The 23,575-nt window shown below is 72.4% G+C and carries 18 protein-coding genes; 10 read left to right on the plus strand and 8 right to left on the minus strand.

Annotated features, from left to right (window positions below; genetic code table 11):
* Nucleotides 1–462: 462 nt before the first annotated feature.
* Nucleotides 463–2,991: a protein kinase gene (locus tag ACGF3I_RS21825; protein WP_393134470.1), complete on the minus strand. Its 2,529-nt coding sequence runs from the start codon at nt 2,989–2,991 to the stop codon at nt 463–465.
* Between the two features lie 662 nt (nt 2,992–3,653).
* On the opposite strand from ACGF3I_RS21825, the gene ACGF3I_RS21830 reads away from it, so the two are divergent.
* Entirely contained in the window at nt 3,654–4,721 is a 1,068-nt protein-coding gene (locus ACGF3I_RS21830; protein WP_393134472.1) for a serine hydrolase domain-containing protein, read from the plus strand.
* Between the two features lie 170 nt (nt 4,722–4,891).
* Here the strand turns inward: ACGF3I_RS21830 and ACGF3I_RS21835 are convergent, their stop codons facing one another.
* Nucleotides 4,892–6,598, minus strand: a complete 1,707-nt coding sequence (locus ACGF3I_RS21835) for a glycerol-3-phosphate dehydrogenase/oxidase (protein WP_393134474.1) — start codon at nt 6,596–6,598, stop codon at nt 4,892–4,894.
* A gap of 232 nt (nt 6,599–6,830) precedes the next feature.
* On the opposite strand from ACGF3I_RS21835, the gene ACGF3I_RS21840 reads away from it, so the two are divergent.
* Together ACGF3I_RS21840 and ACGF3I_RS21845 are read left to right on the plus strand one after the other, a co-directional pair.
* On the plus strand, nt 6,831–8,075 hold the full coding sequence (locus ACGF3I_RS21840; RefSeq protein ID WP_393134476.1) for a nucleotide sugar dehydrogenase: 1,245 nt from the start codon (nt 6,831–6,833) through the stop codon (nt 8,073–8,075).
* A gap of 90 nt (nt 8,076–8,165) precedes the next feature.
* Nucleotides 8,166–8,693 (plus strand): hypothetical protein, encoded by a 528-nt coding sequence (locus tag ACGF3I_RS21845; protein WP_393134478.1) that lies wholly within the window; start codon nt 8,166–8,168, stop codon nt 8,691–8,693.
* A gap of 164 nt (nt 8,694–8,857) precedes the next feature.
* On the opposite strand, the gene ACGF3I_RS21850 is transcribed toward ACGF3I_RS21845, so the two are convergent.
* The 4 genes from ACGF3I_RS21850 to ACGF3I_RS21865 form a co-directional block, all read right to left on the minus strand.
* Nucleotides 8,858–9,982 (minus strand): GuaB3 family IMP dehydrogenase-related protein, encoded by a 1,125-nt coding sequence (locus tag ACGF3I_RS21850; protein ID WP_161247528.1) that lies wholly within the window; start codon nt 9,980–9,982, stop codon nt 8,858–8,860.
* Between the two features lie 107 nt (nt 9,983–10,089).
* A complete protein-coding gene (gene guaB / locus ACGF3I_RS21855) occupies nt 10,090–11,595 on the minus strand; it encodes an IMP dehydrogenase (protein ID WP_393134480.1) in 1,506 nt (501 codons plus the stop codon).
* Between the two features lie 157 nt (nt 11,596–11,752).
* The gene (locus ACGF3I_RS21860) at nt 11,753–12,337 is read right to left on the minus strand and encodes a sigma-70 family RNA polymerase sigma factor (RefSeq protein ID WP_161247532.1); all 585 of its coding nucleotides are present in this window, start codon (nt 12,335–12,337) and stop codon (nt 11,753–11,755) included.
* A 254-nt stretch (nt 12,338–12,591) separates the two neighbouring features.
* Complete coding sequence (locus ACGF3I_RS21865) at nt 12,592–13,203, minus strand: response regulator transcription factor (RefSeq protein ID WP_003948568.1); 612 nt, start codon at nt 13,201–13,203, stop codon at nt 12,592–12,594.
* 427 nt (nt 13,204–13,630) lie between these two features.
* Between ACGF3I_RS21865 and ACGF3I_RS21870 the strand changes: the two genes are divergently transcribed.
* Complete coding sequence (locus ACGF3I_RS21870; RefSeq protein ID WP_393134482.1) at nt 13,631–13,954, plus strand: WhiB family transcriptional regulator; 324 nt, start codon at nt 13,631–13,633, stop codon at nt 13,952–13,954.
* A 126-nt stretch (nt 13,955–14,080) separates the two neighbouring features.
* Here the strand turns inward: ACGF3I_RS21870 and ACGF3I_RS21875 are convergent, their stop codons facing one another.
* A complete protein-coding gene (locus ACGF3I_RS21875) occupies nt 14,081–14,974 on the minus strand; it encodes a LysR family transcriptional regulator (protein ID WP_393134484.1) in 894 nt (297 codons plus the stop codon).
* A gap of 81 nt (nt 14,975–15,055) precedes the next feature.
* On the opposite strand from ACGF3I_RS21875, the gene ACGF3I_RS21880 reads away from it, so the two are divergent.
* Together ACGF3I_RS21880 and ACGF3I_RS21885 are read left to right on the plus strand one after the other, a co-directional pair.
* Nucleotides 15,056–15,724 (plus strand): MOSC domain-containing protein, encoded by a 669-nt coding sequence (locus tag ACGF3I_RS21880; RefSeq protein WP_393134486.1) that lies wholly within the window; start codon nt 15,056–15,058, stop codon nt 15,722–15,724.
* Nucleotides 15,725–15,879: 155 nt separating this feature from the next.
* A complete protein-coding gene (locus ACGF3I_RS21885) occupies nt 15,880–16,653 on the plus strand; it encodes an SDR family NAD(P)-dependent oxidoreductase (protein ID WP_393134488.1) in 774 nt (257 codons plus the stop codon).
* On the opposite strand, the gene ACGF3I_RS21890 is transcribed toward ACGF3I_RS21885, so the two are convergent.
* Nucleotides 16,616–18,610: a DUF2264 domain-containing protein gene (locus tag ACGF3I_RS21890; protein ID WP_393134490.1), complete on the minus strand. Its 1,995-nt coding sequence runs from the start codon at nt 18,608–18,610 to the stop codon at nt 16,616–16,618. The two genes, ACGF3I_RS21885 and ACGF3I_RS21890, sit on opposite strands and share 38 nt — an antisense overlap.
* A 204-nt stretch (nt 18,611–18,814) precedes the next feature.
* Between ACGF3I_RS21890 and ACGF3I_RS21895 the strand changes: the two genes are divergently transcribed.
* The 4 genes from ACGF3I_RS21895 to ACGF3I_RS21910 all read left to right on the plus strand — a co-directional run bounded on the left by ACGF3I_RS21895 (nt 18,815) and on the right by ACGF3I_RS21910 (nt 23,528).
* Nucleotides 18,815–19,996 carry a substrate-binding domain-containing protein gene (locus ACGF3I_RS21895; protein ID WP_393134492.1) on the plus strand — a complete coding sequence of 394 codons (1,182 nt, stop codon included), beginning with the start codon at nt 18,815–18,817 and terminating at the stop codon, nt 19,994–19,996.
* A 217-nt stretch (nt 19,997–20,213) separates the two neighbouring features.
* Entirely contained in the window at nt 20,214–21,542 is a 1,329-nt protein-coding gene (locus ACGF3I_RS21900) for an ABC transporter substrate-binding protein (RefSeq protein WP_393134494.1), read from the plus strand.
* A gap of 259 nt (nt 21,543–21,801) precedes the next feature.
* Nucleotides 21,802–22,662 (plus strand): carbohydrate ABC transporter permease, encoded by an 861-nt coding sequence (locus ACGF3I_RS21905; protein WP_393134708.1) that lies wholly within the window; start codon nt 21,802–21,804, stop codon nt 22,660–22,662.
* Nucleotides 22,659–23,528 (plus strand): carbohydrate ABC transporter permease, encoded by an 870-nt coding sequence (locus ACGF3I_RS21910; RefSeq protein ID WP_393134496.1) that lies wholly within the window; start codon nt 22,659–22,661, stop codon nt 23,526–23,528. Before ACGF3I_RS21905 ends, ACGF3I_RS21910 begins: the two co-directional genes overlap by 4 nt.
* Nucleotides 23,529–23,575: the final 47 nt, after the last annotated feature.

Consider the following 23,575-nt stretch of genomic DNA (forward strand, 5'->3'; position numbering starts at 1 on the left):
TCGCGCCTGAACGGCGCTCGTCCTCAATCGCCGGACGGGCTGAGGATGCGCATGCTGGCCCGCACCGGTGCGGTTAGGGGCGCGGGGAACTGCGCGAGGGGGGCCGGGATGCACGTGCGGGCCAGCACCGGTCCCGCTAAGGGGCGCGGGGAACTGCGCAAGGCAGGCTGCACACGACATGCGGGCCCGCACCAGTCCTGCCAGGGGCGCGAGGAACGGCGCGAGAAGCGACCACGGCCCGCACACGACCGCGGAGTTGAGGGGCGCGGGGAACTACGCAAACCCCGGCCAGCCCCAGCACCGCCAGGGGCGCGAGGAACTGCGCGAGAAGCGAGCACGGCCCGCGCCCGGCCGAGAGGTTAGGGGCGCGGGGAACTGCGCGAACCCCGGGCCCGGCCGCCCAGTACCGCCAAGAGGCCCAGGGGGATGCCACACCCCTGGCAACCCCGGCGGAGCTGGGCGTCAAGCGGGCTTGAACGTGGCGAAGAAGGCCGCCAGGGTCGCCTGCGTCCCCGCCGCCCCCCACTCCGCATCCTTCGCCGAGAACATGATCCCGTACCCCCGGCTCAGGCTCACGACGAACCCCCTGTCCAGGGAGTGGTACTTGGCCCCGCCGTCGTCGTCGTAGGTGAACTCCCAGTCCGCCGCCGGCCAGCCCCGATAGTTCAACCCGGCTATCTTCACGCGCTGATAACCGGGCCGGGTCATGGACGACTCCTGGTTCGTCCAGTCCTGCACCGGGTTCTTCTTCGGGCTGTCGGTCCAACCGACCAGCAACCTCTGCCCGTTGGGCCCGGTGAAGCGGGCGCCCGCGTCGTCGGTCGACTTGTACGACCAGCCCGCGGGCAGCCCTATGGAGAAGCCCTGGGACGACGTGTAGGGCGTGGTGGCGATCCCGCCCGACGCGCCACCCCCGCCGGTGGCCGTGCCCGCCCCGGCGCTGTCGCCGGTACCGGTCCCCGTGCCCGTACTCGTACCCGTCTCGCCGCCCTTGCCGTCCCCCTGCCCGCCCGACGAGCCCTGGCCCGCCGAACCGCCACTCCCGCCGGACGGCTTCTGGCTGCCGGAGCCCTTCTTGCTGCCGGCGGGACTGGCACCCGTCGCCGGACCGCTGGAGGCGGCCTTGTCGCTCTTCGGCTTGTCCGAGGCGTCGTCACCGCCGCTCAGCGTGATGGCGAGCACCGTGCCGAGTATGGCGAGCGCCACGACCACCGCGATGATGATCAGCGTGCGGCGCGGCACCACGTCGGTCAGCGGGGCGCGCGGCGGCGGCACCCGGCCGGGCACGGAACCCGACGACGTCCGCGCCGCTGGCACCGCCTTGGCCCGGACGTCCCGGGCCTCCCTGGCCCCCTGCGCCTTCTCCTTGGCCGACGCCTTGGCCTCGGCCGCGGCATTCCGTACCGACTTGAGCGCGCCGCGCATCCGCTCGGCCGCCGCGTCGCCCTTCGGCTCGCGGGGCAGCGGGGGCAGCGGAACCACCCGCGTCGCCTCCGACGAGACCGGCTGCGGCGCCGGTTCGTTGTGCTCGGGCGCGTTGAGCACCCCGGTGAGCAGCTTGCGCGCCGCGGAGTTGTCGAGCCGCTGCGCCGGGTCCTTGGCGAGCAGCCCGTAGATGACCTGCTCAAGGAGCGGGCCCGCGTTCTTGGGCGGGTCGACCGGCTCGGTCATCACCGCGGTCAGCGTCGCGATCGCCGAGCCCTTGTCGTACGGAGGCACACCCTCCACGCTCGCGTACAGCAGCCCGCCGAGCGACCAGAGGTCGGCGGCCGGGCCGGGCTTGTGGCCACGCGCCCGCTCCGGCGAGATGTACGAGGGCGCGCCCACCAGCATGCCGGTGGACGTGATGGACGGGTCGCCCTCCACCTGGGCGATGCCGAAGTCGGTGAGGACGACCCGGCCGTCCTCGGCGATCAGCACGTTGGACGGCTTGACGTCCCGGTGCAGGATCCCCTCGCGGTGCGCACTGCGCAGCACGTCGAGGATGGCCAGCCCGACCTCCGCGGCCCGGCGGGGCGTCAGCGTGCCGTCCTCGCGCACCACTTCGGCGAGCGACTTGCCCTCGACGAGCTCCATGACGATCCAGGGCCGGTCGTCCTCGTCCACGACGTCGTAGACGGTGATGGCGGCGGTGTTGCGGATCCGGGCGATCGCCTTGGCCTCGCGCAGGGTGCGCGTGATGAGCCGGCGCTTCTCGTCCTCGTCGATGCTGGAGGGGAAGCGGAGTTCCTTGACGGCGACGGTCCGTCCGAGCGTCTCGTCGACGGCCCGCCAGACCGTTCCCATCCCGCCGCGCCCGAGCACGCCGCCGAGACGGTACCGCCCCGCGAGCAGCCGCCCCTCTCCGCCGGCCGCGGCGACGGACTGCCCGGCCGACGCATCGACGGCGGGCTCGGCCGAAGACGCGACCGGGGACGAGGACGAGGACACGCGCTTGGCGTCCCCCGACTTGGCGCCTCCTCGGCCCGACCTGCCCTCCGCGCCGGACCCGACCCGCTTGACATCGGCGCCGGGCTCAACGCGCTTGGCCTGGCCGGCGGGCTCGACCCGCTTTGCGTCCGTCCCGTTCGCGCCCGTCGGCTTCGCGTCCGCCGACTCGCCACCTACCGGCGCGGCGGTGTCCGCGAGGCCCGTATCGGCGCTCCGGGAAGCCGACTTGGCACCCCTGGGCGACGGTACGGGCTTGTCGGCCGAGCCGGCGTCGGCGGGGGCGCCGGTACCCGACGGCGCCGCCGCCGGGCCGGACTTGGTGCCGCCCGTCGGGCCCGCCGCCTTGTCGTCGCGGCGCGCGCCCGCGCTGCCCGGCTCCGCGAACGCCGAGGCGCCACCGGACCGCGGCCCGGCCTTCCCGTCCCGGGACGCGGACTTGGCCTTGGGGGCTGCGGCATCCCGCCCGGCGCTCGCTGCCCCGGCACCCGGGGTGGCCACGGCCGTACGGGGGTCCGGCCTGCCCTTCGATGCGGAGGCCGCGACCGGCGTCGCCTCCTCCACAGGGGAGACCGAGTCGCCCGGGGAAACCGAGTCGCTCCGGGTGGCCGAATCGCCCCGCGCAACCGAATCGTCCTGCGCGTCCGAATCGTTCCGGGAGGTCGAATCGTTCCGGGAGGTCGAATCGTTCCGGGGAGCCGCCGTACCCGGCTCGGTTTCCGACGACGTGTCATCGTCCGGCTTCGTCACCGCGTCACCCGCACGCGACGACGCGCCGCGGCCGGATCCGGCCCCGGCAGCCCGGTCCGAACGCCCCGCCGGGGCCTCGGCGTCCGCCGGGCGCCGTCCGGATGTCGTGCCCGCCTCGCCCGAGGCGGACTCTGCGGGCGCCGACGACGCCTCCGGTTCCTGTCGCCCGTCCCGCTGGGGTTCCCGCGACTGCTCCGCCTCCGACATGCGTCCCCTCTGCGATTCCTGATCTTCGCCCGCGCCGGCCTCGGCCCGCGGCCTGCCGCGACCTGCCCTCATGGAGGCGGTCCGGCGCACCGCTCCGACCTGCTTGTCCTGCCGGGTGCCCGGCCGCACCGGAGCCGCTGTCGAACGCGGCGTCCGCGCGAGGCCCGTAACCCGCCCTGGCAGAGCCCCCATTGTCCCTCACGCCAGGACCGATCGTGGTCCCGGGTCCGCCGTCCGCCAAGATGACCGCGGAGGAAGGGAAGCCCGCCATGCCGATGCTCCGGGCGCCGCTCGTCGCCGTGCTCGTCGTGACGCTCTGTGTGCTGGGCACCGTGTCGCCGCGCACCGAGCCGGCACCCGCCGCGGTGCGCGTCGCGCTTGCCCGACTTGTCACCGAAGGTGGCGCTCCGGCCGCCGCGTTGCTCGCCGACGACCCCTCCGGCACGCGGTTCCGCACCGCCGGCGCCACCCTCGGCCGCGAGGACCATTTCCGCGCCGCCAGCATCACCAAATCCTTCGTCGCCACCGTCGTGCTCCAACTGGCCGGCGAGGGCAGGCTCGGGCTCGGTGACACCGTGGAGCGGTATCTGCCCGGCCTCGTCCGCGGACACGGCAACGACGGCCGCCACCTCACTCTGCGCTCCCTGCTCTCCCACACCAGCGGTCTCTTCAACTACACGGCGGACGACACCGCTCCGGTTCCCCTCTCCCCCGGCGCGGCCCTCGGCATCGCCCTCGCCCACTCCCCCGGCCCCCTCGGCACCTATGCCTACGCGAACACCGACTACGTACTGCTCGGCCTGATCATTCACGCCGTCACCGGCCGTACGTACGCGGCCGAGGCCGAACGCCGCATCATCTCCCCCCTCCATCTGACGGGCACCTCCTTCCCCGGCTCCCGGACCACCCTGCCCGCTCCGCACAGCCGCGGCTATGCCCTCGACGGCAGCGACGTGACCGACCTCGACCCCCGCGTGGCGGGGGCCTCGGGCGAACTCGTCTCGACCCTCGCCGACCTCGGCCGTTTTTACGCGGCCCTGCTCGGCGGCGTCCTGCTGCCGCCGGCCCAGCAGCGCGCCCTGCTCGACACCTCCGCCACCGGGGGCGGCTACGCCCTCGGCGTCTACCGCCGGCGGCTCGTCTGCGGTCTGACGGTGTGGGGGCACGACGGCCACATCCGGGGCAGCTTCGTGCGCGCCGCCACCACCCCCGACGGCCGCCACACCGTCGTCTTCCGCGTCAACACCGACGGCCTCACCGACCCCTCCCTCGAACTCGCCCTCCTGAACGCCGAGTTCTGCCCGATCCCGGGCAGATCGGCGCCCTCCGACCGCTAGCGCGCCTGTGCGGCGCATCGGGTGCCCTGTCCGCGCCGGCGCCCACGCCCGCCCACACGCCAGGTGCCCAGCCCGCCCGGGGCACCCGCGCCGCGCGCCGGCTCCTGCTCCTGCTCCTGCTCCTGCTCCTGCTCCTGCTCCCAACCTCCGCCCCCGGATCCCCGCCCCCCTTACACCGGCGCGATGTCCGGCGCCCCGAGCCGGGCCGCGTCCGCCGTCTGGTCGTCGGGCTGGAGCTGCGACTCCCGTTCCGCCTCCACCCGCTTCTCGTAGTGCTCCACCTCCTTGTCGATCTGCTGGGCGTCCCAGCCGAGGACCGGCGCCATCAACTCGGCGCATTCGCGCGCCGAACGCGTGCCCCGGTCGAAGGTCTCGATCGAGATCCGGGTGCGCCGGGTCAGCACGTCGTCCAGGTGGCGGGCGCCCTCGTGCGAGGCCGCGTAGACGATCTCGGCGCGGAGGTAGTCGTCCGCCGCGGCGAGCGGTTCGCCGAGCGAGGGGTCGGCGATGATCAGTTCGAGCAGGTCCTCGGCCATGGAGCCGTACCGGTTCAACAGGTGCTCCACGCGCACCACATGGAGGCCGGTCCGGGCCGCGATCCTGGCGCGGGTGTTCCACAGCGCCCGGTACCCCTCGGCACCGAGCAGCGGGATGTCCTCGGTGACGCAGGCCGCGACCCGCTGGTCCAGCGCGTGCACCGCCTCGTCCACCGCGTCCTTCGCCATCACCCGGTACGTCGTGTACTTGCCGCCGGCCACCACCACGAGCCCGGGCACCGGGTGCGCGACGGTGTGTTCGCGCGACAGCTTGCTCGTCGCGTCCGACTCCCCGGCCAGCAGCGGTCGAAGACCGGCGTAGACGCCCTGCACGTCGTCCCGCGTCAGCGGCACCGCGAGCACCGAGTTGACGTGTTCGAGCAGGTAGTCGATGTCGGCGCTGGAGGCGGCCGGGTGGGCCTTGTCGAGGTCCCAGTCGGTGTCGGTGGTGCCGATGATCCAGTGCCGGCCCCAGGGAATGACGAAGAGCACGGACTTCTCGGTCCGCAGGATGAGCCCGGTGTTGGAGTGGATCCGGTCCTTGGGCACGACCAGATGGATGCCCTTCGAGGCCCGTACGTGGAACTGCCCCCGCTCCCCGATCAACGCCTGGGTGTCGTCGGTCCACACCCCTGTCGCGTTCACGACCTGCTTGGCGCGTACCTCGTACTCGCCGCCCGCCTCGCCGTCCTGCACCCGCGCGCCGACCACGCGTTCGCCCTCGCGCAGGAAGCCCACCACCCGGGCCCGGTTGGCGACCTGCGCCCCGTAGGCCGCCGCGGTGCGCACCAGGGTGGCCACATAGCGGGCGTCGTCCATCTGCGCGTCGTAGTACTGCAACGCTCCGACCAGCGCGTCCTTCTTCAAGGCGGGCGCTACGCGCAGCGCGTGGCGCCGGCTCAGATGACGGTGCGTCGGCAGGCCGCGCCCGTGGCCCGACGAGACGGACATCGCGTCGTAGAGCGCGACGCCCGAGCCCGCGTACAGCCGCTCCCAGCCCTTGTGCTGCAACGGGTAGAGGAACGGAACCGGTTTGACCAGGTGCGGGGCGAGCCGTTCCAGGAGCAGCCCGCGTTCCTTCAGCGCCTCGCGCACCAGCGCGAAGTCGAGCATCTCCAGATAGCGCAGCCCGCCGTGGATCAGCTTGCTGGAGCGGCTCGATGTGCCCGACGCCCAGTCCCTCGCCTCGACCAGGCCGGTGGCCAGGCCCCGCGTGGCCGCGTCGAGCGCCGTGCCCGCGCCCACCACCCCCGCGCCCACGACCAGCACGTCCAGCTCGCGTTCGGCCATGGCGGCGAGCGCCTGTGCGCGCTGCTCGGGTCCCAGTGTCGCTGTCCTCACGGCTTGCCTCCCGTGGATCGGGTGATCGCGCGGACCGGGTGGTCCGGCTCACACCCCCGATTCTGGACGGGACCACCGACATCGGCCACCGCCTGTGGACAACACTCGCCTTGCCGCGTCCGCGCAATGCCGTAAATCAGTCATATTTCCTCTTAGTCTGACATTCAGCACGCCCGTTCTGTCCACAGGGCTTGCGCTCCATGTCCCCTCCGGCTAAGGGAAGGACGGTCACATGCCCGCAGACCTCGCCGTCATCGGACTCGGCCACTTGGGCCTGCCCCTCGCCCAGGCCGCCGTCGCCGCCGGCATCCAGACCGTCGGGTTCGACACCGACCCGCACGCCCTCACCGAACTCGACGCGGGACGCACCCCGGTCGACGGCTCCCTCACCCCCGCCGACCTGCGCCGGATGCTCGCGGGCGGTTTCCACACCGCCGCCGACCCGGCAGAGCTCGGCCGGGTGCGCACCGCCGTCATCTGCGCGCCCACCACCCTGGGCGCCGACCGCGCGCTCGACCTCGGCGCGGTCGCCGACGCGGCCCGCGCGCTGGCCGGGCGGCTGCGGCCGCACACCACCGTCATCCTGGAGTCGGCCGGCCACCCGGGCACCACCGAGGACTTTCTGCGCCCGATCCTGGAGCAGGGTTCGGGCCTGCGGGCCGGGCGCGACTTCCACCTCGCCTGCGCCCCGAGCCGCATCGACCCCGGCAACCGCACGCACGCCTATGCGGCGATCCCCCGCGTCATCGGCGGGCTCACCCCGGCATGCACGGAGTCGGCCGCCGCGTTCTACGGCCGCCTGACCGACAAGGTGGTCCGCGCCCGCGGGCCGCGCGAGGCCGAGATGTCCAAGGTCCTGGAGACCAACTTCCGGCACGTCAACATCGCCCTGGTCAATGAAATGGCCGTGCTCTGCCACGACATGGGGGTCGACTTCTGGGACGTCATCCGCTGCGCCGAGACCAAGCCGTTCGGCTTCCAGGCCTTCCGCCCCGGTCCCGGCGTCGGCGGCCACGGCGTCCCGCTGGACCCCACCCCGCTTCCGTACGCGGGCCTGCGCATGGTGGGCCTGGCCCGCGAGATCAACGCGCACATGCCGAGCTATGTCATCCAGCGCTCCACCACGCTCCTGAACGAGCACGGGAAGTCGGCCCGCGGCGCCCGCGTCCTACTGCTCGGCGTGACCTACAAGCCGGACTCCGCCGACCAGGAGGGCTCGCCCGCCCAGGAGATCGCCGGCCGCCTGATGGATCTGGGCGCGCAGATCACGTACCACGACCCCCATGTGCCCGCCTGGCGCGTCCGCGACCAGCCGGTGCCGCGCGCCGACTCGCTCTACGAGGCCGCCGCCCACGCGGATCTGACGATGCTGCTCCAGCACCACCGCACGTACGACCTCCAGGGCCTCGCGGTCAAGGCGCAGCTCCTCCTCGACACCCGCGGGGCGACCCCGGCGGGGGCGGCGCACCGGCTGTGAAATCCCGGTGAGCGGGCGGTCGCGCGGCTGCTAATCTGCGGCGTTCGCTTGTCGCACAGCCGTGCGTTTTCGTCCCAGGGGGGACCTTTCATGACCCAGCCCGTCACGCCGCCACCCCAGCCGTCCGAGCCGCAGCCGTCGGCGCCCCGGCCGTCCGAGCCGCAGCCCGACTTCGGGTACCCGGCGGCCCCCGTGGCCCCGGCGCCGGTGCGGGCGCCCGGCAACCTGGTCGGCGGGGCGCTCGCCGGCTTCGCGGCCGCCGTCGTCACCGGGCTCGTCTACGGGCTGATCACCGGCGCCATCGAGCGGCAGTTCGGCTACGCGGCCTTCGGCATCGGCTTCGCGGTCGCCATCGCGGCCTTCAAGGCCGGCGGCCGCAGCTTCTGGCTGTTCGTGATCTCCGCGCCGCTCGCGGTGGCGGCCACGTTCTTCGGACAGCTCCTCGCGGTCGCGATGATCGAGACCAAGGACACCCCCGAGTCGGTCACCGACCTGTTCCTGAGCCACTTCGGTCTGCTCACCGACGCCTGGTCCTACGACCAGAGCATCCTGCGGTACGCGTTCCTCGCGCTCGCCGTGGTCGGCGCCTGGGCGGGGGCCAGCCGCGCGACCGAGTAGCGGCCACGTACCGGGAAGGGCCCGTACCGCGTCGGCGGTACGGGCCCTTCCCTCAGTGCGCTTACGGCTCGCCTCTGAGGAGGCGACCTGCGCCTGCCCCTATACGAGCGGTACGCCGTTCAAACCTCGGCGTTTGCGCGGTGCTTCAGCGTTTGTGCGGTGCTTCAGCGCTTGTGCTGCGCGTCCGCCACCGTGACCTCGACCCGCTGGAACTCCTTGAGCTCGCTGTAGCCGGTGGTCGCCATCGAGCGGCGCAGGGCGCCGAACAGGTTCATCGAGCCGTCCGGGGTGTGCGAGGGACCGGTGAGGATCTCCTCGGTGGTGCCCACGATGCCCAGGTCGACGAGCTTGCCGCGCGGCACGTCCTCGTGCACGGCCTCCATGCCCCAGTGGTGGCCGCGGCCCGGAGCGTCGGTCGCCCGCGCCAGCGGGGAGCCCATCATCACCGCGTCGGCGCCACAGGCGACCGCCTTCGGGATGTCGCCGGACCAGCCCACGCCGCCGTCCGCGATGACGTGCACGTACCGGCCGCCGGACTCGTCCATGTAGTCGCGGCGGGCCGCGGCGACATCGGCGACGGCGGTCGCCATCGGGACCTGGATGCCCAGGACGTTGCGCGTGGTGTGCGCGGCGCCGCCGCCGAAGCCCACCAGGACGCCGGCCGCGCCGGTGCGCATCAGGTGCAGGGCCGCGGTGTACGTGGCGCAGCCGCCGACGATGACCGGGACGTCCAGCTCGTAGATGAACTGCTTCAGGTTGAGCGGCTCGGCGGCGCCCGAGACGTGCTCGGCCGAGACGGTGGTGCCGCGGATGACGAAGATGTCCACGCCCGCGTCCACGACGGCCTTGGAGAACTGCGCGGTGCGCTGCGGGGAGAGCGCGGCGGCGGTGACCACACCGGAGTCGCGCACCTCCTTGATGCGCTGCCCGATCAGCTCTTCCTTGATGGGCGCCGCGTAGATCTCCTGGAGGCGGCGGCTCGCGGTCGCCTCGTCGAGCTCGGCGATCTCGTCGAGCAGCGGCTGCGGGTCCTCGTACCGGGTCCACAGACCCTCGAGGTTCAGCACGCCGAGGCCGCCGAGCTCACCGATGCGGATCGCCGTCTGCGGCGAGACCACGGAGTCCATGGGGGCGGCCAGGAAGGGCAGCTCGAAACGGTAGGCGTCGATCTGCCAGGCGATCGAGACCTCCTTCGGGTCCCGGGTACGCCGGCTCGGGACGATGGCGATGTCGTCGAACGCGTACGCCCTGCGGCCGCGCTTGCCGCGCCCGATCTCGATCTCAGTCACGTTGTGTGGGCCTTTCCCTCTACGTCTGCATGCTCCAGTATCCCCGACATACGGGCGAGGGGCGGCCCCGGGAAATCCGGGACCGCCCCTCGTCGGGTGCTGCGGACTTACTTCCTGCTGTAGTTCGGCGCCTCGACGGTCATCTGGATGTCGTGCGGGTGGCTCTCCTTGAGGCCCGCCGAGGTGATCCGGACGAACCTGCCGTTCTGCTGGAGCTCGGGGACCGTACGGCCGCCGACGTAGAACATCGACTGGCGCAGCCCGCCGACGAGCTGGTGGACGACGGCGGACAGCGGGCCGCGGTAGGGCACCTGGCCCTCGATGCCCTCGGGGATCAGCTTGTCGTCGGTGGACACGGCCTCCTGGAAATACCGGTCCTTGGAGAACGAGCGCTGCTCGCCCCGGGACTGCATGGCGCCCAGCGAGCCCATGCCGCGGTACGACTTGAACTGCTTGCCGTTGATGAAGAGCAGCTCGCCGGGGGACTCCTCGCAGCCGGCCAGCAGCGAGCCGAGCATCACCGTGTCGGCGCCCGCGACCAGGGCCTTGGCGATGTCGCCCGAGTACTGCAGGCCGCCGTCGCCGATGACCGGGACGCCCGCGGCCTTGGCGGCGAGCGAGGCCTCGTAGATCGCGGTGACCTGCGGGACGCCGATGCCGGCGACGACGCGGGTGGTGCAGATGGAGCCGGGGCCGACGCCGACCTTGATGCCGTCGACGCCCGCGTCGATGAGCGCCTGGGCGCCGTCGCGGGTGGCGATGTTGCCGCCGATGAGGTCGACGCCCGAGGAGTTCGACTTGATCTTCGCGACCATGTCGCCGACGAGCCGGGAGTGGCCGTGCGCGGTGTCCACCACGATGAAGTCGACACCGGCGGCGATCAGCGCCTGGGCGCGCTCGTAGGCGTCGCCCGCGACACCGACGGCCGCGCCGACGAGCAGCCGGCCGTCCTTGTCCTTGGCCGCGTTGGGGTACTTCTCGGCCTTCACGAAGTCCTTGACCGTGATGAGGCCCTTGAGGATGCCGGCGTCGTCGACGAGCGGCAGCTTCTCGATCTTGTGGCGGCGCAGCAGCTCCATGGCGTCCACGCCGGAGATGCCGACCTTGCCGGTGACCAGCGGCATCGGCGTCATGACCTCGCGCACCTGGCGGCTGCGGTCCGACTCGAAGGCCATGTCGCGGTTGGTGACGATGCCGAGCAGCTTGCCCGCCGAGTCGGTCACCGGAACGCCGCTGATGCGGAACTTGGCGCACAGCTCGTCGGCCTCGCGCAGCGTCGCGTCCGGGTGCACCGTGATCGGGTCGGTGACCATGCCGGACTCGGAGCGCTTCACCAGGTCGACCTGGTTGGCCTGGTCCTCGATCGAGAGGTTGCGGTGCAGCACGCCGGCGCCGCCCTGACGGGCCATGGCGATGGCCATGCGCGCCTCGGTGACCTTGTCCATCGCCGCCGAGAGCAGCGGGACGTTCACCTTGACGTTCTTCGAGAGGTACGAGGAGGTGTCGATCTGGTCGGGCGCCATGTCGGACGCGCCCGGCAGCAGCAGCACGTCGTCGTATGTCAGCCCGAGCGTCGCGAACTTCTCGGGCACTCCGTCGACGTTTGCAGTCATGACACCTTCCCCAATGGCCTTGATCGGTGCGGATGTCCATGCTAACGGGCTGTGCGGGTGTCTCATTCCACGAGCAAGATCATCGGGATTCTTTGTACGTTCACACGGTGATGGGCGGGCGCGCGCTGCGTGCTCGCGGCGCGCACGCGCGGACGGCCTACTGCTCGGCCAGGGCGCGCAGCCGGCTCAGCGCCCGGTGCTGGGCGACGCGCACGGCACCCGGCGACATGCCGAGCATCTGGCCGGTCTCCTCGGCGGTCAGCCCGACCGCGACCCGCAGCACCAGGAGTTCGCGCTGGTTCTCGGGAAGGTTGGCGAGGAGCTTCTTGGCCCACTCGGCGTCACTGCTGAGCAGGGCGCGCTCCTCGGGGCCCAGCGAGTCGTCCGGCCGCTCGGGCATCTCGTCGGAGGGCACCGCCGTCGACCCGGGGTGGCGCATCGCGGCCCGCTGGAGGTCGGCGACCTTGTGCGAGGCGATGGCGAAGACGAAGGCCTCGAAGGGCCGCCCGGTGTCGCGGTAGCGCGGCAGCGCCATCAGGACGGCGACGCAGACTTCCTGGGCGAGGTCCTCGACGAAGTGGCGAGCATCACCCGGCAACCGGTTGAGCCGGGTGCGGCAGTAGCGCAGCGCGAGCGGGTGGACATGGGCGAGCAGATCATGCGTGGCCTGCTCGTCCCCGTCGACAGCACGGTGGACGAGTGCACCGATGACCCCCTGGGCCGCAGCCTCGTCGTCGCGCATCGATCCATCGTGCCTCGGTGCCGCCGCGTTCGTGGCACCGCGTCCGTAGTTGTGCACCGAAGCGTTATGAGCGGGTGCGCCGGAACCCATCCCCTGCACCCCCCTCCCGCTCGACCGACCTGTCCCCGAGGAACTCCACACCTACAAGGATGCGGCATCGCGGCGGAAGCAACACCTACTGCTGCCGTTCGCGGGACGACCGGGCCCGTCCGCCCGGTGGCGGACGGGGCTCCGACCGGCTGTGGAACCTGCCGTCAGCGCACCAGGCCCCAGCGGAAACCGAGCGCCACCGCGTGCGCCCGGTCCGAGGCGCCGAGCTTCTTGAACAGCCGCCGGGCGTGCGTCTTGACCGTGTCCTCGGAGAGGAACAGCTCGCGGCCGATCTCGGCGTTGGAGCGGCCGTGGCTCATGCCTTCGAGCACCTGGATCTCGCGCGCGGTGAGCGTGGGGGCGGCCCCCATCTCGGCCGACCGCAGTCGGCGCGGCGCGAGCCGCCAGGTCGGGTCGGCGAGCGCCTGGGTGACGGTCGCGCGCAGTTCGGCGCGCGAGGCGTCCTTGTGCAGATAGCCGCGGGCGCCGGCGGCGACCGCGAGGGCGACCCCGTCGAGGTCCTCGGCGACCGTGAGCATGATGATCCGGGCGCCCGGATCGGCGGACAGCAGCCGACGGACCGTCTCCACACCGCCCAGACCGGGCATGCGTACGTCCATCAGAATCAGGTCCGAGCGGTCGGCACCCCAGCGGCGGAGGACTTCCTCGCCGTTGGCCGCCGTCGTCACACGCTCGACACCGGGCACGGTCGCAACCGCGCGGCGGAGCGCCTCGCGGGCAAGCGGGGAGTCGTCGCAGACGAGGACTGATGTCATGGCCGCCCTCCGCAGCTGATGCGCGTCACCTTGAGCCTCCAGGCTGGGTACATGTGTCACCTGAGCGATTGACGCTCTCGGACACCTGCCCGAGCGCTTGTTGTTTCAACCGCCTCCGCACTCTCAACGACGGTCACTCGAAAGAGTTACGGGTCGGGCGGGGACGTTCGGCACTCTACGTGAGGAACCGTGCACACAGCAGAGTGTCGCGACGCGGCAGCCCAACTTTTTGACCTATGCCCCATTTAGCGGCTTTTCTTCCCTTTTGCTGGTGTCTGTGGCTAGATTCCCAATGAGTCATATTTACATCTACTTACACAGGAGATGTACCTTCGTCGGTACGTACGTTTCGGATGAGCCCCCGTGCGCACCCGTTCCGTACCGGCCCGCCCATCCGCCTCAGCACGGTTTCAAGGGGACAAGAGCAATGGCAGATTTCTCCCGCCTTCCCGGACCGAACGCCGATCTGTGGGACTGGCAGCTCCTCGCGGCCTGCCGTGGGGTCGACAGCTCGCTCTTCTTCCACCCGGAGGGCGAGCGCGGTGCGGCGCGGAGCGCGCGCGAGAGCTCGGCGAAAGAGGTGTGCATGCGCTGCCCGGTGCGTGCGCAGTGCGCGGCCCACGCCCTCGCGGTGCGCGAGCCCTACGGGGTGTGGGGCGGGCTCACCGAGGACGAGCGCGAGGAGCTCATGGGCCGGGCGCGCAACCGCCTGGTCACGGCCGCGGCCGGTGGCGGCCTCGGCCCCTCCTGAGCGGCTTCCGTCCGTTCCGATCAGAAGAAACGTTCCTGCATCGCCTGGCGCAGCGACGTACGCACAGTCGCGCCCGGCGGCGGCCGGTCGCGGCCGGGTGCCTGGTGACGCTCGGTTCGGTCGCGCTCAGTCGCGCGCGGCGGCCCGGGCCAGTTGGTCGAGGGTGGCTGCGACGGCGGGCACCCGGGCGAGGTCCGGCAGGGTGAGCGCGACGATCTCGCGCTCGACGGCGGGCTCGACCGCCACGGTGCGCGCGCCCTTGGGGCGTACGGACTCGATGGCGAGCTCCGGCAGCACCGCGACGCCGAGCCCGGCGCCCACCAGGCCGATCACCGCGGGATAGTCGTCGGTCGCGAAGTCGATGCGCGGGGTGAACCCGGACTCCTCGCACACCTCGACCAGTTGGCGCCGGCAGCGCGGGCAGCCCGCGATCCAGGACTCGTCCGCGAGGTCCCTGACGGCCACGGTGCCCGCCTCCGCCAGCGCATGGCCCTCCGGCACCAGGCCGACCAGGCGGTCGACCAGCAGCGGGCGGACCACCAGGTCCTCCCACTCCGTCGCGTTGGAGCCGTAGCGGAAGGCGAGCGCGATGTCGCAGTCGCCCTCGCGGAGCATCTCCACCGAGCGCGGCGGCTCGGCCTCCACCAGCGAGACCCGGGTGCCCGGGTGCTCCGCGCGCAGGGCCGCGAGCGCGGTCGGCACCAGCGTGGAGGAGCCGCTCGGGAAGGAGACCAGGCGCACCCGGCCGGCCCGCAGGCCCGCGATGGCGGCGACCTCCTCCTCGGCGGCCGTCAGCCCGGCCAGGATGCCGGACGCGTGCCGGACCAGGACCTGCCCCGCCTGGGTGAGGCGCATCTCGCGGCCCGTCCTGATGAGCAGCGGAGTGCCCGCGGACGTTTCGAGCGCCTTCATCTGCTGGCTCACGGCGGGCTGGGTGCAGCCCAGTTCGCGGGCGGCGGCCGAGAACGAGCCGGTGGTGGCGACGGCGCGCAGGACGCGGAGGTGACGGGCCTCGATCATCCCTTGAGCATAAGCGAATCTTGGGTCGAGTGGAAGAAATAAAGTCACGGCTTTGAGGCACGCTCGGCTAGCGTGCGCCCCATGAAGCTTCTGTCCGTGAACCTGGGCCGCGCCAAGGCGGTCGACTACACCGATGGCGCCGGGGGCCGCACCGGCATCGACAAGCGTCCCGTGACCGGCCCGGTCCGGGTGTACGCGCCCGGCCCCCGGGGCACCGGCGCGAGCGGCGTCGAGGGTGACGACGTGTGCGACCTGCGCCACCACGGCGGGGACCACCAGGCGGTCTACGCCTATGCCCGCGAGGACCTGGACGTCTGGGCGAAGGAGCTGGGCCGCGAACTGCCCAACGGCTGCTTCGGCGAGAACCTCACGACGTACGGGATCGACGTGAACGACGCCCGGATCGGCGAGCGCTGGCGGATAGGCGGCGATCTGGTCCTGGAGGTCGCCTCCGGACGCATCCCGTGCCGGACGTTCGCGGGCTGGCTCGACCGGAAGGGCTGGGTGCGGCGCTTCACACAGGCGGCGGTCCCCGGCGCGTACTTCCGGGTGATCGAACCGGGTGAGATCCGGGCCGGCGACGCGGTCGAGGTGATCGAACGACCGGATCACGAAGTGTCGGTCGCCTTCTGGTTCCGTGCGTTCACGACCGAGCGCGACCTGCTGCCGCGCACCCTGGCGGCCGGCGACGCCCTGGAGCCCGGGGCGCGCGACGTGGCGCGGAAGTACCTGGAGAGGACGGGTCCCTGACGCGGCCTCCGCGAGGACCGCCCGGCGCGGGACCGGGTGTCCCCCGGAGTGCCGCGCACCTGTTCGTGAGGGGGCGGCCGGCGGGGGCCGTCACCGGTCCGGCGGTGGGGTGGGGCCGGTCAACGGGCGCCCGGCGGGGGCACTACCGTGCGCCTATGACGACTGCACTGATTACGGGAGCGACGGCGGGCATCGGGGCCGCGTTCGCGCGGCGCCTGGCGGCCGATGGACACGATCTGGTGCTGGTGGCCCGGGACGGCGAGCGGCTGAGCCGGCAGGCCACCGAGCTGCACGACCGGCACGGCATCGAGGCCGAGGTGCTGGGCGCCGACCTGTCCACGGAGGACGGGATCGCCGCGGTCGAGGCGCGTCTGACGCAGCCGAGGCGGCCGGTCGACCTCCTGGTCAACAACGCCGGGTTCGGCAACAAGGGCCGGTACCTCGACGTGCCCATGGCCGAAGAGCTGACCATGGTCAAGGTGCACATCGAGGCGGTCCTCAGGCTGACCTCGGCCGCCGCCGCCTCGATGCGCGAGCGCGGCCGGGGCGGTGTCGTCAACGTGGCCTCGGTCGCCGCCTTCGTCCCGCGCGGCACCTACGGCGCGTCCAAGGCGTGGGTCGTGCAGTTCACCCAGGGCGCGGCCCGGGACCTCGCCGGGTCCGGGGTGCGTCTGATGGCGCTGTGCCCCGGCTTCGTACGGACCGAGTTCCACGAGCGGGCCGGCATGGGCACCGACAACATCCCGGGCTGGATGTGGCTGGACGCCGACAAGCTCGTGGCGGCGGCCCTGGCCGACCTGGCGCGCGGCAAGTCCCTCTCGGTCCCTGACCCCCGCTACAAGGCGCTGATGGGCGCGGTGAAGCTGGCGCCGCGCGGACTCCTCGGCGGGCTCACCTCCAAGACGGGCCGCAAGTACGGTCCCCAGTAGGCCGGTTGACGCCCGGGCCGGCCTGGGCACCCTGGCCGGCTTGGGCCCTGAGGTCGGCCTGGGCACCGAGGTCGGGCGGGGTGGCGAGGCCGGGCGGAGCGGCGTCCTCCGTGTGCACGGCGGGAGCGGTGGGGTCGAGCACGAGCCGGTGGACGGGGCCGCCCCGCCAGGCGACGCGCACGGTGTGTCCGGTGACCTGGACGTCGGCGAGGGTGTGGACCGGATCCGGGTCCGGCCGCGCGGTGAGGGAGGCGAGCGCGAGGAACAGGCACGGCGTGGCGCCGGTCGTTCCGTGGAGCGCGCGGACGGTCGACGCGGGGCCGAACAGCGTTGATCCGGCGGCCAGTTGGCTCACCTCCGGCGCATAGCCGTGCACGGGGTGCAGCTGTGCGGTGCGGCCCGGTGCGACCGCCCAGCCGGTCTGGCGCACGGGGGTTCCGGCGGGCGCTCCGACGACCAGGTGGGCACGGAGTTCGGCGCGGCCGTGCGCGAGGGTGAGCGACACGATCCGCACGCCCGGCGGCCCGGGGCGCGGCGTCGAGTGCGAGGCCGCCCAGCCGGGGCCGGAGCCGAGCGGCACGGCGGGGCCGCGGGTGGTGGCAGCGCCCGGCGGGACGAGCCCGAAGTGGTTGTCCGGCACGCCCTGTGCGGTGGGCCCGGTGGTGGTGGAGTAGGCGAACCGGGAGTAGCAGGGGTCCTCGTCGCCGCCGCCGTCCACATGGTTGTTGCTGCCGTGGTTGTGCAGCCGCACCAGGCCGTCCGCGGCCGTGGACTGGATCAGCAGTCCGGGCGGGCCGAGGGTCATGGTGGCGTCCGCGGTCTCGGCGGGCAGCGGCTCCTCCACGTCCGTCCACACCGGGTGCTCGGGCGGCAGCAGCAGTCCGAGGTGGCCCTTGGACGCCCAGTACGGGGAGGCGGGGCCCGAATAGCGCTGGATCACCGGTGGGTACGGGCCGTGCCAGCCGAGGGTGAGCAGCCCGTCGGCGTCGGTCGCGCCCCGGCCCGCGGGCCGGTCGAGGAAGTACTTCAGGCTGCCGGAAGCGAGCCGACGGGTGGCGCCCGGGCTGAGCGGGGTGTGCCCCGTGAGGGCGCCGAGCCAGGGGGCGGCCGCGGCGGCGAAGCGGTAGGTGAGCGAGCGCCCGTACGGCATCGGGGCGCCGTCGGAGCCGAACAGGCGGGTGTGCGCGTCGAGTTGGGCGTGCAGCCGGGGGCCGTAACGGGCCAGCAGGTCGCGGTCGTCGGCGAGATGGGCGTGCAGGACGGGATAGAAGTGCAGGGCCCAGCCGTTGTAGTGGTCGAAGGAGCGGTTGGGCCCGTCGCTGTACCAGCCGTCGCCGAGGTACCACTGGTCGATGCGGTCCAGGGAGCGTTCGATGGTGGCCGCGGCGCGGTCGGTCTCGATGCCGGCGTCCTGGAGGAATCCGGCGACGGTGAGGCCGAACAGCCACCAGTTGTTGTCGACCGGGGACGGTCCGAGAGCGGGCAGCAGCCAGTCGACGGCGCGCTGTCGCACCCGGTCGTCCAGCCCGCCCCACAGCCAGGGCCGGGTGAGCCGCAGCCCGAGCGCCACGGAGGCGGACTCGACGACCGCCTGGCGCACCTGGGTGGTCAGCGGCCAGGCGTCGGGAGACGCCGGGTCCAACTGGCCAGTGCCCAGCGGGTTCCGGGTGCCCGAGGCGAGGCCTTCGCCGTAGCGGTCCAGATGGCCGTGCGGATCCTCGCCCCGGGCGCCGGCCACCCGCAGGGCGGCCAGCAGCCAGGTGCGGGCATAGCCTTCGAGGCCGTCGGAGCGCGGCCCGGACCAACTGGGCCGGGTGCCGGGCAGGTTGATCAGACCCCCGCCGGGCGAGGCGTGGGGCCGTACGGCCAGGAGCAGCTCGTCCGCCGAGCGCTCCCAGTGGGCGCGGGTCCAGCCGGTGTACGGGCTGAGCCCACGGTTCTCGGGCGGCATGGGCATGGTGCGATGCTCCCTCGGGAACGCGCGGACGGCGGTGACGGCATCACGGCACCGGCGGGGCCTGTGCCGGGCCCCTGGGAACGTAGAGCTCGATTTGATCGAACGTCAATGGATCGGACCGAATGATCGAAACTGTCGGCGTTCGATCACATTGCATGAGGGTCGGGGCCCGCCGGGCCACCACACCGCGAAGGGGATGCCGCTGTGCGCGAAAGTGCTGCTGAACGTCATGACCGACTGCTGGAACTGGTACGCGGACGGGGGTCGGCGCGGGTGTCCGAGCTGGCGGCCCAGTTGGGGGTCTCGCCGGTGACCGTCCGGCGGGACGTGGAGTTCCTGGCCGGCGAGGGGCGTCTGGACCGCGTCCACGGCTCGGTGTCCTGGCCGGAGGCCGCGCGGCCGCAATCCGCCGCGGGCACGGCAGCGGGCACGGCCTCGGCACCGGGCACGACACCGACACCGGCTTCGCGCGAGCTCGTCATCGGCATGCTGGCGCCCCATGCCACGTACTACTTCGCCGAGGTCATCCGGGGCGCGCACGAGGCCGCCGCCGCGGCCGGGGCCCGGCTCATCCTGCGGATCTCGGACTACCGGCCGCAGGAGGACGCCGGCCGGGCGGCCGGGCTGCTCGCGGCCGGGGCCGAGGGTCTGCTGATCGCGCCGGGCTGGAAGGAGCCGGACGATCCGGTCGAGCACGGCGCCTGGATCGCCGGCCTCCCGGTGCCCACCGTGCTCCTCGAACGGCGCGGGGTGCCGGGCCGCGAGCTCGACGACCTGGACCGGGTCTGCTCGGACCACGGCCACGGCGTGCTCATCGCGCTGCGCCACCTGCTCGGGCTCGGCCACACCACGCCGCTCCTGATGGCCCGCGCGGACAGCCCGACCGCCATCGCGGTCCGCTCCGGCTACCGCCACGCGCTGGACGCGCTCGGTCTCAAGTCGCCGGGCGGGCCGATCGGTTCGGTCTCCGCCGAGACGGACCCGGCCGGGTTCGAGAGGGCCGTGCAGGCAGTGCGCGCCGCGGTCGCGGCCAACAGGGCGACGGCCGCGCTCGTGCACAACGACGTGGACGCCATCCGCCTGGTGCAGCGGCTGGCCGAGCTGGGCGTGCGGGTGCCGGACGACCTGGCGCTCGTGGCGTACGACGACGAGGTGGCGGCGCTCGCGGACATCCCGCTCACCGCGGTCGCCCCGCCCAAGCGCGAGGTGGGGCGCCATGCGGCCGAGCTCTTGATCGAGCGGCTGCGACGGGCTCCGGACGGGGGGACGGGCGGGGCGCAGGAGCCGCCCCGGCGCCATGTGGACCTGCTGCCCAGGCTGCGGGTGCGGGCTTCCTGCGGGGCGCCGGCCGACACCCTGCGGGCCTCGGGGAGCGCTCATTCCTGACGCACGAGCGTCCGGTCCGGGCGGCGGTCCCTGACGGGTGGGGGCGAGCGGCAGGCCGAGCGGTGGGGCCGAGCAGTGAGGGCGAGCGGTGGCGCCGAGCGTTCGACCCACCCTCTGATCATTTTTCGATCAATCGAACTTTCGCTCTTGACTTCGAACAGAACTGGGCCAAGGATCGCGGCCATCGCCTCGTCCCCTCACGTTCAGGAGCCGTTCCGTGAGCCGCAGTTGGACCAGATCGACCGCCGCCTTCGTCGGCACCGCCACCGCTCTCGCCCTGCTCACCGCCTGCGGTGGCGGGGACGGCACCACGGGCGACGCGGGCAAGGGCACCGCCGACAAGCCCGTCACCCTCACGTTCTGGGCCTGGCAGAAGGGGTCCAAGGACGTGGTGGACGCCTTCAACGCGTCCCACAAAAACATCCGGGTGAAGTTCGAGGAGATCCCCTCCGGCAACGCCGGCGGCTACGCCAAGATCTCGAACGCCGTGAAGGCGGGCAACGCGCCCGACCTCGTCACCGTCGAGTACCCGATGCTCCCCGAGTTCGTCAGCCAGGGCTCGTTCCAGGACATCAGCAAGTACGTCACCGACGACGTGAAGAAGCAGTTCCTGCCGCAGGCGATCCAGCAGACCACCCTCGGCGGCAAGAACTGGGCGATCCCCTTCGACGCGGCGCCCCAGGCGTACTTCTACCGCAAGGACTTCTTCGACAAGAACCACATCGAAGTCCCCACCACCTGGGCCGAGTTCAAGGCCGCTGCCCAGAAGGCCAAGGCCGCCGACCCCAAGGCCCGCATCGGTACGTTCTTCCCCGACGACCCGACCACTTTCGAGGCGATGGCCTGGCAGGCCGGCGCCCAGTGGTTCAAGGCCGACGGCGACACCTGGAAGCTCAACACCACCGACGCCGCCACCACGCGGGTCGCCGACTACTGGCAGGGCCTGATCGACGACAAGCTGGTCCAGAACGCGGTCTCCTTCAGCCCCGAGTGGACGGCTTCCCTCAAGGACGGCTCCACCGTCGGCTACCTCGGCGCGTCCTGGGGCGCGGGCGTCCTGAAGGGCACCGTCCCCGACCAGAGCGGCAAGTGGGCGGTCGCGCCCGTCCCCACCTGGGACGGCAAGCCCGCCAGCGGGATGCTCGGCGGTTCCACCTGGGCGGTGACCAAGGGCAGCACCAAGACCGCGGCGGCGCTGGAGTTCGCCCAGTGGATGTCGACCACCGAAGCGGGCATCGACGCCCGCATCAAGTCCGGCACCTCCAGCGCGTTCCCGGCCGACATCGCCCTGCGTCCGGCCGCCAAGAAGGCCTTCGACGCGAGCTTCTACACCGGCCAGGACCTCTACCAGCTCTTCGACGCCGCGGGCGGATCGATCAACGCGAACTGGGGCTGGGGCCCGAGCATGGGCACCACCAACACCACCCTCAAGGACCAGCTCGGCAAGGTCGCCGGGGGCTCGGTGAAGATCACCGACGCGATCCGGGCCGCCCACGACGCCACGGTCACCGAGCTGAAGAAGCGCGGCCTGAAGGTCGAGGGCTGAGCGGATGAGGACGTCGGGCCGCCCCGCGCACCCCGCCGCGGGCGGCGCCACCCCCCGCGTACCGCCACCGCCCGAGGACGCCCCCACCGGACCGGAGTCCGCCCACGAAACGGCACCCGGACCCCGGGCGGAAGCCGCCGCCGCAGCCACCGGCACCTCGCCCCGTACCCCGCAGACGCCCCGGACCCCGCAGGCGTGGCGCACCGGGCCGTCACCCCGGACCCGGTCGGCGCGGCGGCGCGTCGCCGGGGCCGCCGGAGTGCTGCTCGCGCCGTTCTTCGTGCTGTTCACCGCCGTCACCGTGGTGCCCATCGGGTACGCGCTGTGGCTCAGCCTGTTCACCGAGAAGCAGTCGGGGCTCGGGTTCGGCGGAGCCACGACCGTGTTCAGCGGGCCCGACAACTACACGGCGGCGCTGGGCGACCGGGCCTTCCGGGACGGTTTCTGGGTGCTGGCCGGCTACTGCGTCGTCTACATCCCGCTGATGGTCGGCGGCGCCCTCGCCCTCGCGCTGCTGCTGGACTCGACGCTGGCCCGCGCCCGCCGCTTCTTCCAGCTGGCGCTGTTCCTGCCGCACGCCGTGCCCGGCATCATCGCGGCCCTGATCTGGGTCTACCTCTACACTCCCGGCCTCAGCCCGGTCGTACGGGCGATGAACTCCGGCGGCGTCGGCCTCGACTTCTTCTCCTCCGGCGGCACGCTCCCCTCCGTGGTCAACATCGCGCTGTGGGAATGGCTCGGCTACAACATGGTGATCTTCTACGCGGCGCTCCAGGCCATCGACCGGTCGGTCCTGGAGGCGGCCGTGATGGACGGCGCCGGCGAGTGGCGCACCGCGTTCGGCATCAAACTCCCGCTGATCCGCGCCTCGTTGGTGATGGTGTCGCTGTTCACCGTCATCGGCTCGCTCCAGCTCTTCACCGAGCCGCTGATCCTCAACCAGGGCGGCAGCTCCACGGTCACCTCGACCTGGACGCCCAACATGTACGCCTACACCGCCGCGTTCAGCCGCAACGACTACGGCCTCGCGGCCGCGTCGGCCGTACTCCTCGCGCTCGCCGCGGCCCTGCTCTCCTTCGTCGTCACCCGCCTCACCAACCGGAAGGGGGCCACGGCATGACCGCCCCCGCCACCGCCGCACCCCGGCGGACGAACCGCTGGCTGTCGAAGACCGCGGTCAACGCCACCCTGCTCCTGTCCGTCCTCTACACGCTCTTCCCCCTCGTGTGGCTGGTCACGGCGGCCACCAAGGACAGCGGAAGCCTGCTGTCCGGCGAGGCCTTCTCGTTCCGGGGTTTCGACCTCGGCCACAACCTCTCGCAGCTCGCCTCGTACAACGACGGCGTGTACTTCCGCTGGTACCTCAACTCCCTGCTCTACGCGGGCGGTGGCGCGGCCGTCTGCGCGCTGGTCAGCGTCGCCGCCGGGTACGCCTTCGACAAGTACGCCTTCCGCGGCAAGGAGAAGCTGTTCGGCGTCGTGCTGCTGGGCGTGCTCGTGCCGACCACCGCGCTCGCCCTGCCGATGTACCTCCTGGCGAGCAAGGTCGGCCTGGTCAACACGTACTGGTCGGTGCTCGTCCCCGTTCTGGTCAATCCGTTCGGGGTCTATCTGGCGCGGGTGTTCAGCGCGAGCCACATCCCCGACGAGGCCCTGGAGGCCGCCCGTATCGACGGGGCGGGCGAGCTGCGCACCTTCTGGTCGATCGGTCTGCGCATGGTGATGCCCGGCTTCGTGACTGTCTTCCTCTTCCAGTTCACCGCGATCTGGAACAACTTCTTCCTCCCCCTGGTCATGCTCAGCGACCAGAAGCTCTTCCCGCTGAGCCTCGGTCTGTACGCCTGGAACAGCAACACCCATGCCGAGCCGAGCTACTACCCTCTCGTCGTCACCGGCTCCCTCCTCGCCGTCGTCCCGCTGATCGTCGCCTTCGTCTCCCTCCAGCGGCACTGGAAGGCCGGGCTCGCCGCCGGCAGCGTCAAATGACCGGCGCCCACCCCCCGTTACCCCCGGCCAGCGCCTCGTGAGGAGCC

This window comes from Streptomyces sp. NPDC048111 (genome assembly GCF_043202815.1).
GTDB lineage: Bacteria > Actinomycetota > Actinomycetes > Streptomycetales > Streptomycetaceae > Streptomyces.

Excerpts from the sequence above, each read along its gene's own strand:
- ACGF3I_RS21830 (WP_393134472.1), top strand. The coding sequence starts at position 3,654 with ATGCCGATGCTCCGGGCGCCGCTCGTCGCCGTGCTCGTCGTGACGCTC.
- ACGF3I_RS21840 (WP_393134476.1), top strand. The coding sequence starts at position 6,831 with ATGCCCGCAGACCTCGCCGTCATCGGACTCGGCCACTTGGGCCTGCCC.
- ACGF3I_RS21845 (WP_393134478.1), top strand. The coding sequence starts at position 8,166 with ATGACCCAGCCCGTCACGCCGCCACCCCAGCCGTCCGAGCCGCAGCCG.
- guaB (WP_393134480.1), bottom strand. The coding sequence starts at position 11,595 with ATGACTGCAAACGTCGACGGAGTGCCCGAGAAGTTCGCGACGCTCGGG.
- ACGF3I_RS21860 (WP_161247532.1), bottom strand. The coding sequence starts at position 12,337 with ATGCGCGACGACGAGGCTGCGGCCCAGGGGGTCATCGGTGCACTCGTC.
- ACGF3I_RS21865 (WP_003948568.1), bottom strand. The coding sequence starts at position 13,203 with ATGACATCAGTCCTCGTCTGCGACGACTCCCCGCTTGCCCGCGAGGCG.
- ACGF3I_RS21870 (WP_393134482.1), top strand. The coding sequence starts at position 13,631 with ATGGCAGATTTCTCCCGCCTTCCCGGACCGAACGCCGATCTGTGGGAC.
- ACGF3I_RS21875 (WP_393134484.1), bottom strand. The coding sequence starts at position 14,974 with ATGATCGAGGCCCGTCACCTCCGCGTCCTGCGCGCCGTCGCCACCACC.
- ACGF3I_RS21880 (WP_393134486.1), top strand. The coding sequence starts at position 15,056 with ATGAAGCTTCTGTCCGTGAACCTGGGCCGCGCCAAGGCGGTCGACTAC.
- ACGF3I_RS21885 (WP_393134488.1), top strand. The coding sequence starts at position 15,880 with ATGACGACTGCACTGATTACGGGAGCGACGGCGGGCATCGGGGCCGCG.
- ACGF3I_RS21890 (WP_393134490.1), bottom strand. The coding sequence starts at position 18,610 with ATGCCCATGCCGCCCGAGAACCGTGGGCTCAGCCCGTACACCGGCTGG.
- ACGF3I_RS21910 (WP_393134496.1), top strand. The coding sequence starts at position 22,659 with ATGACCGCCCCCGCCACCGCCGCACCCCGGCGGACGAACCGCTGGCTG.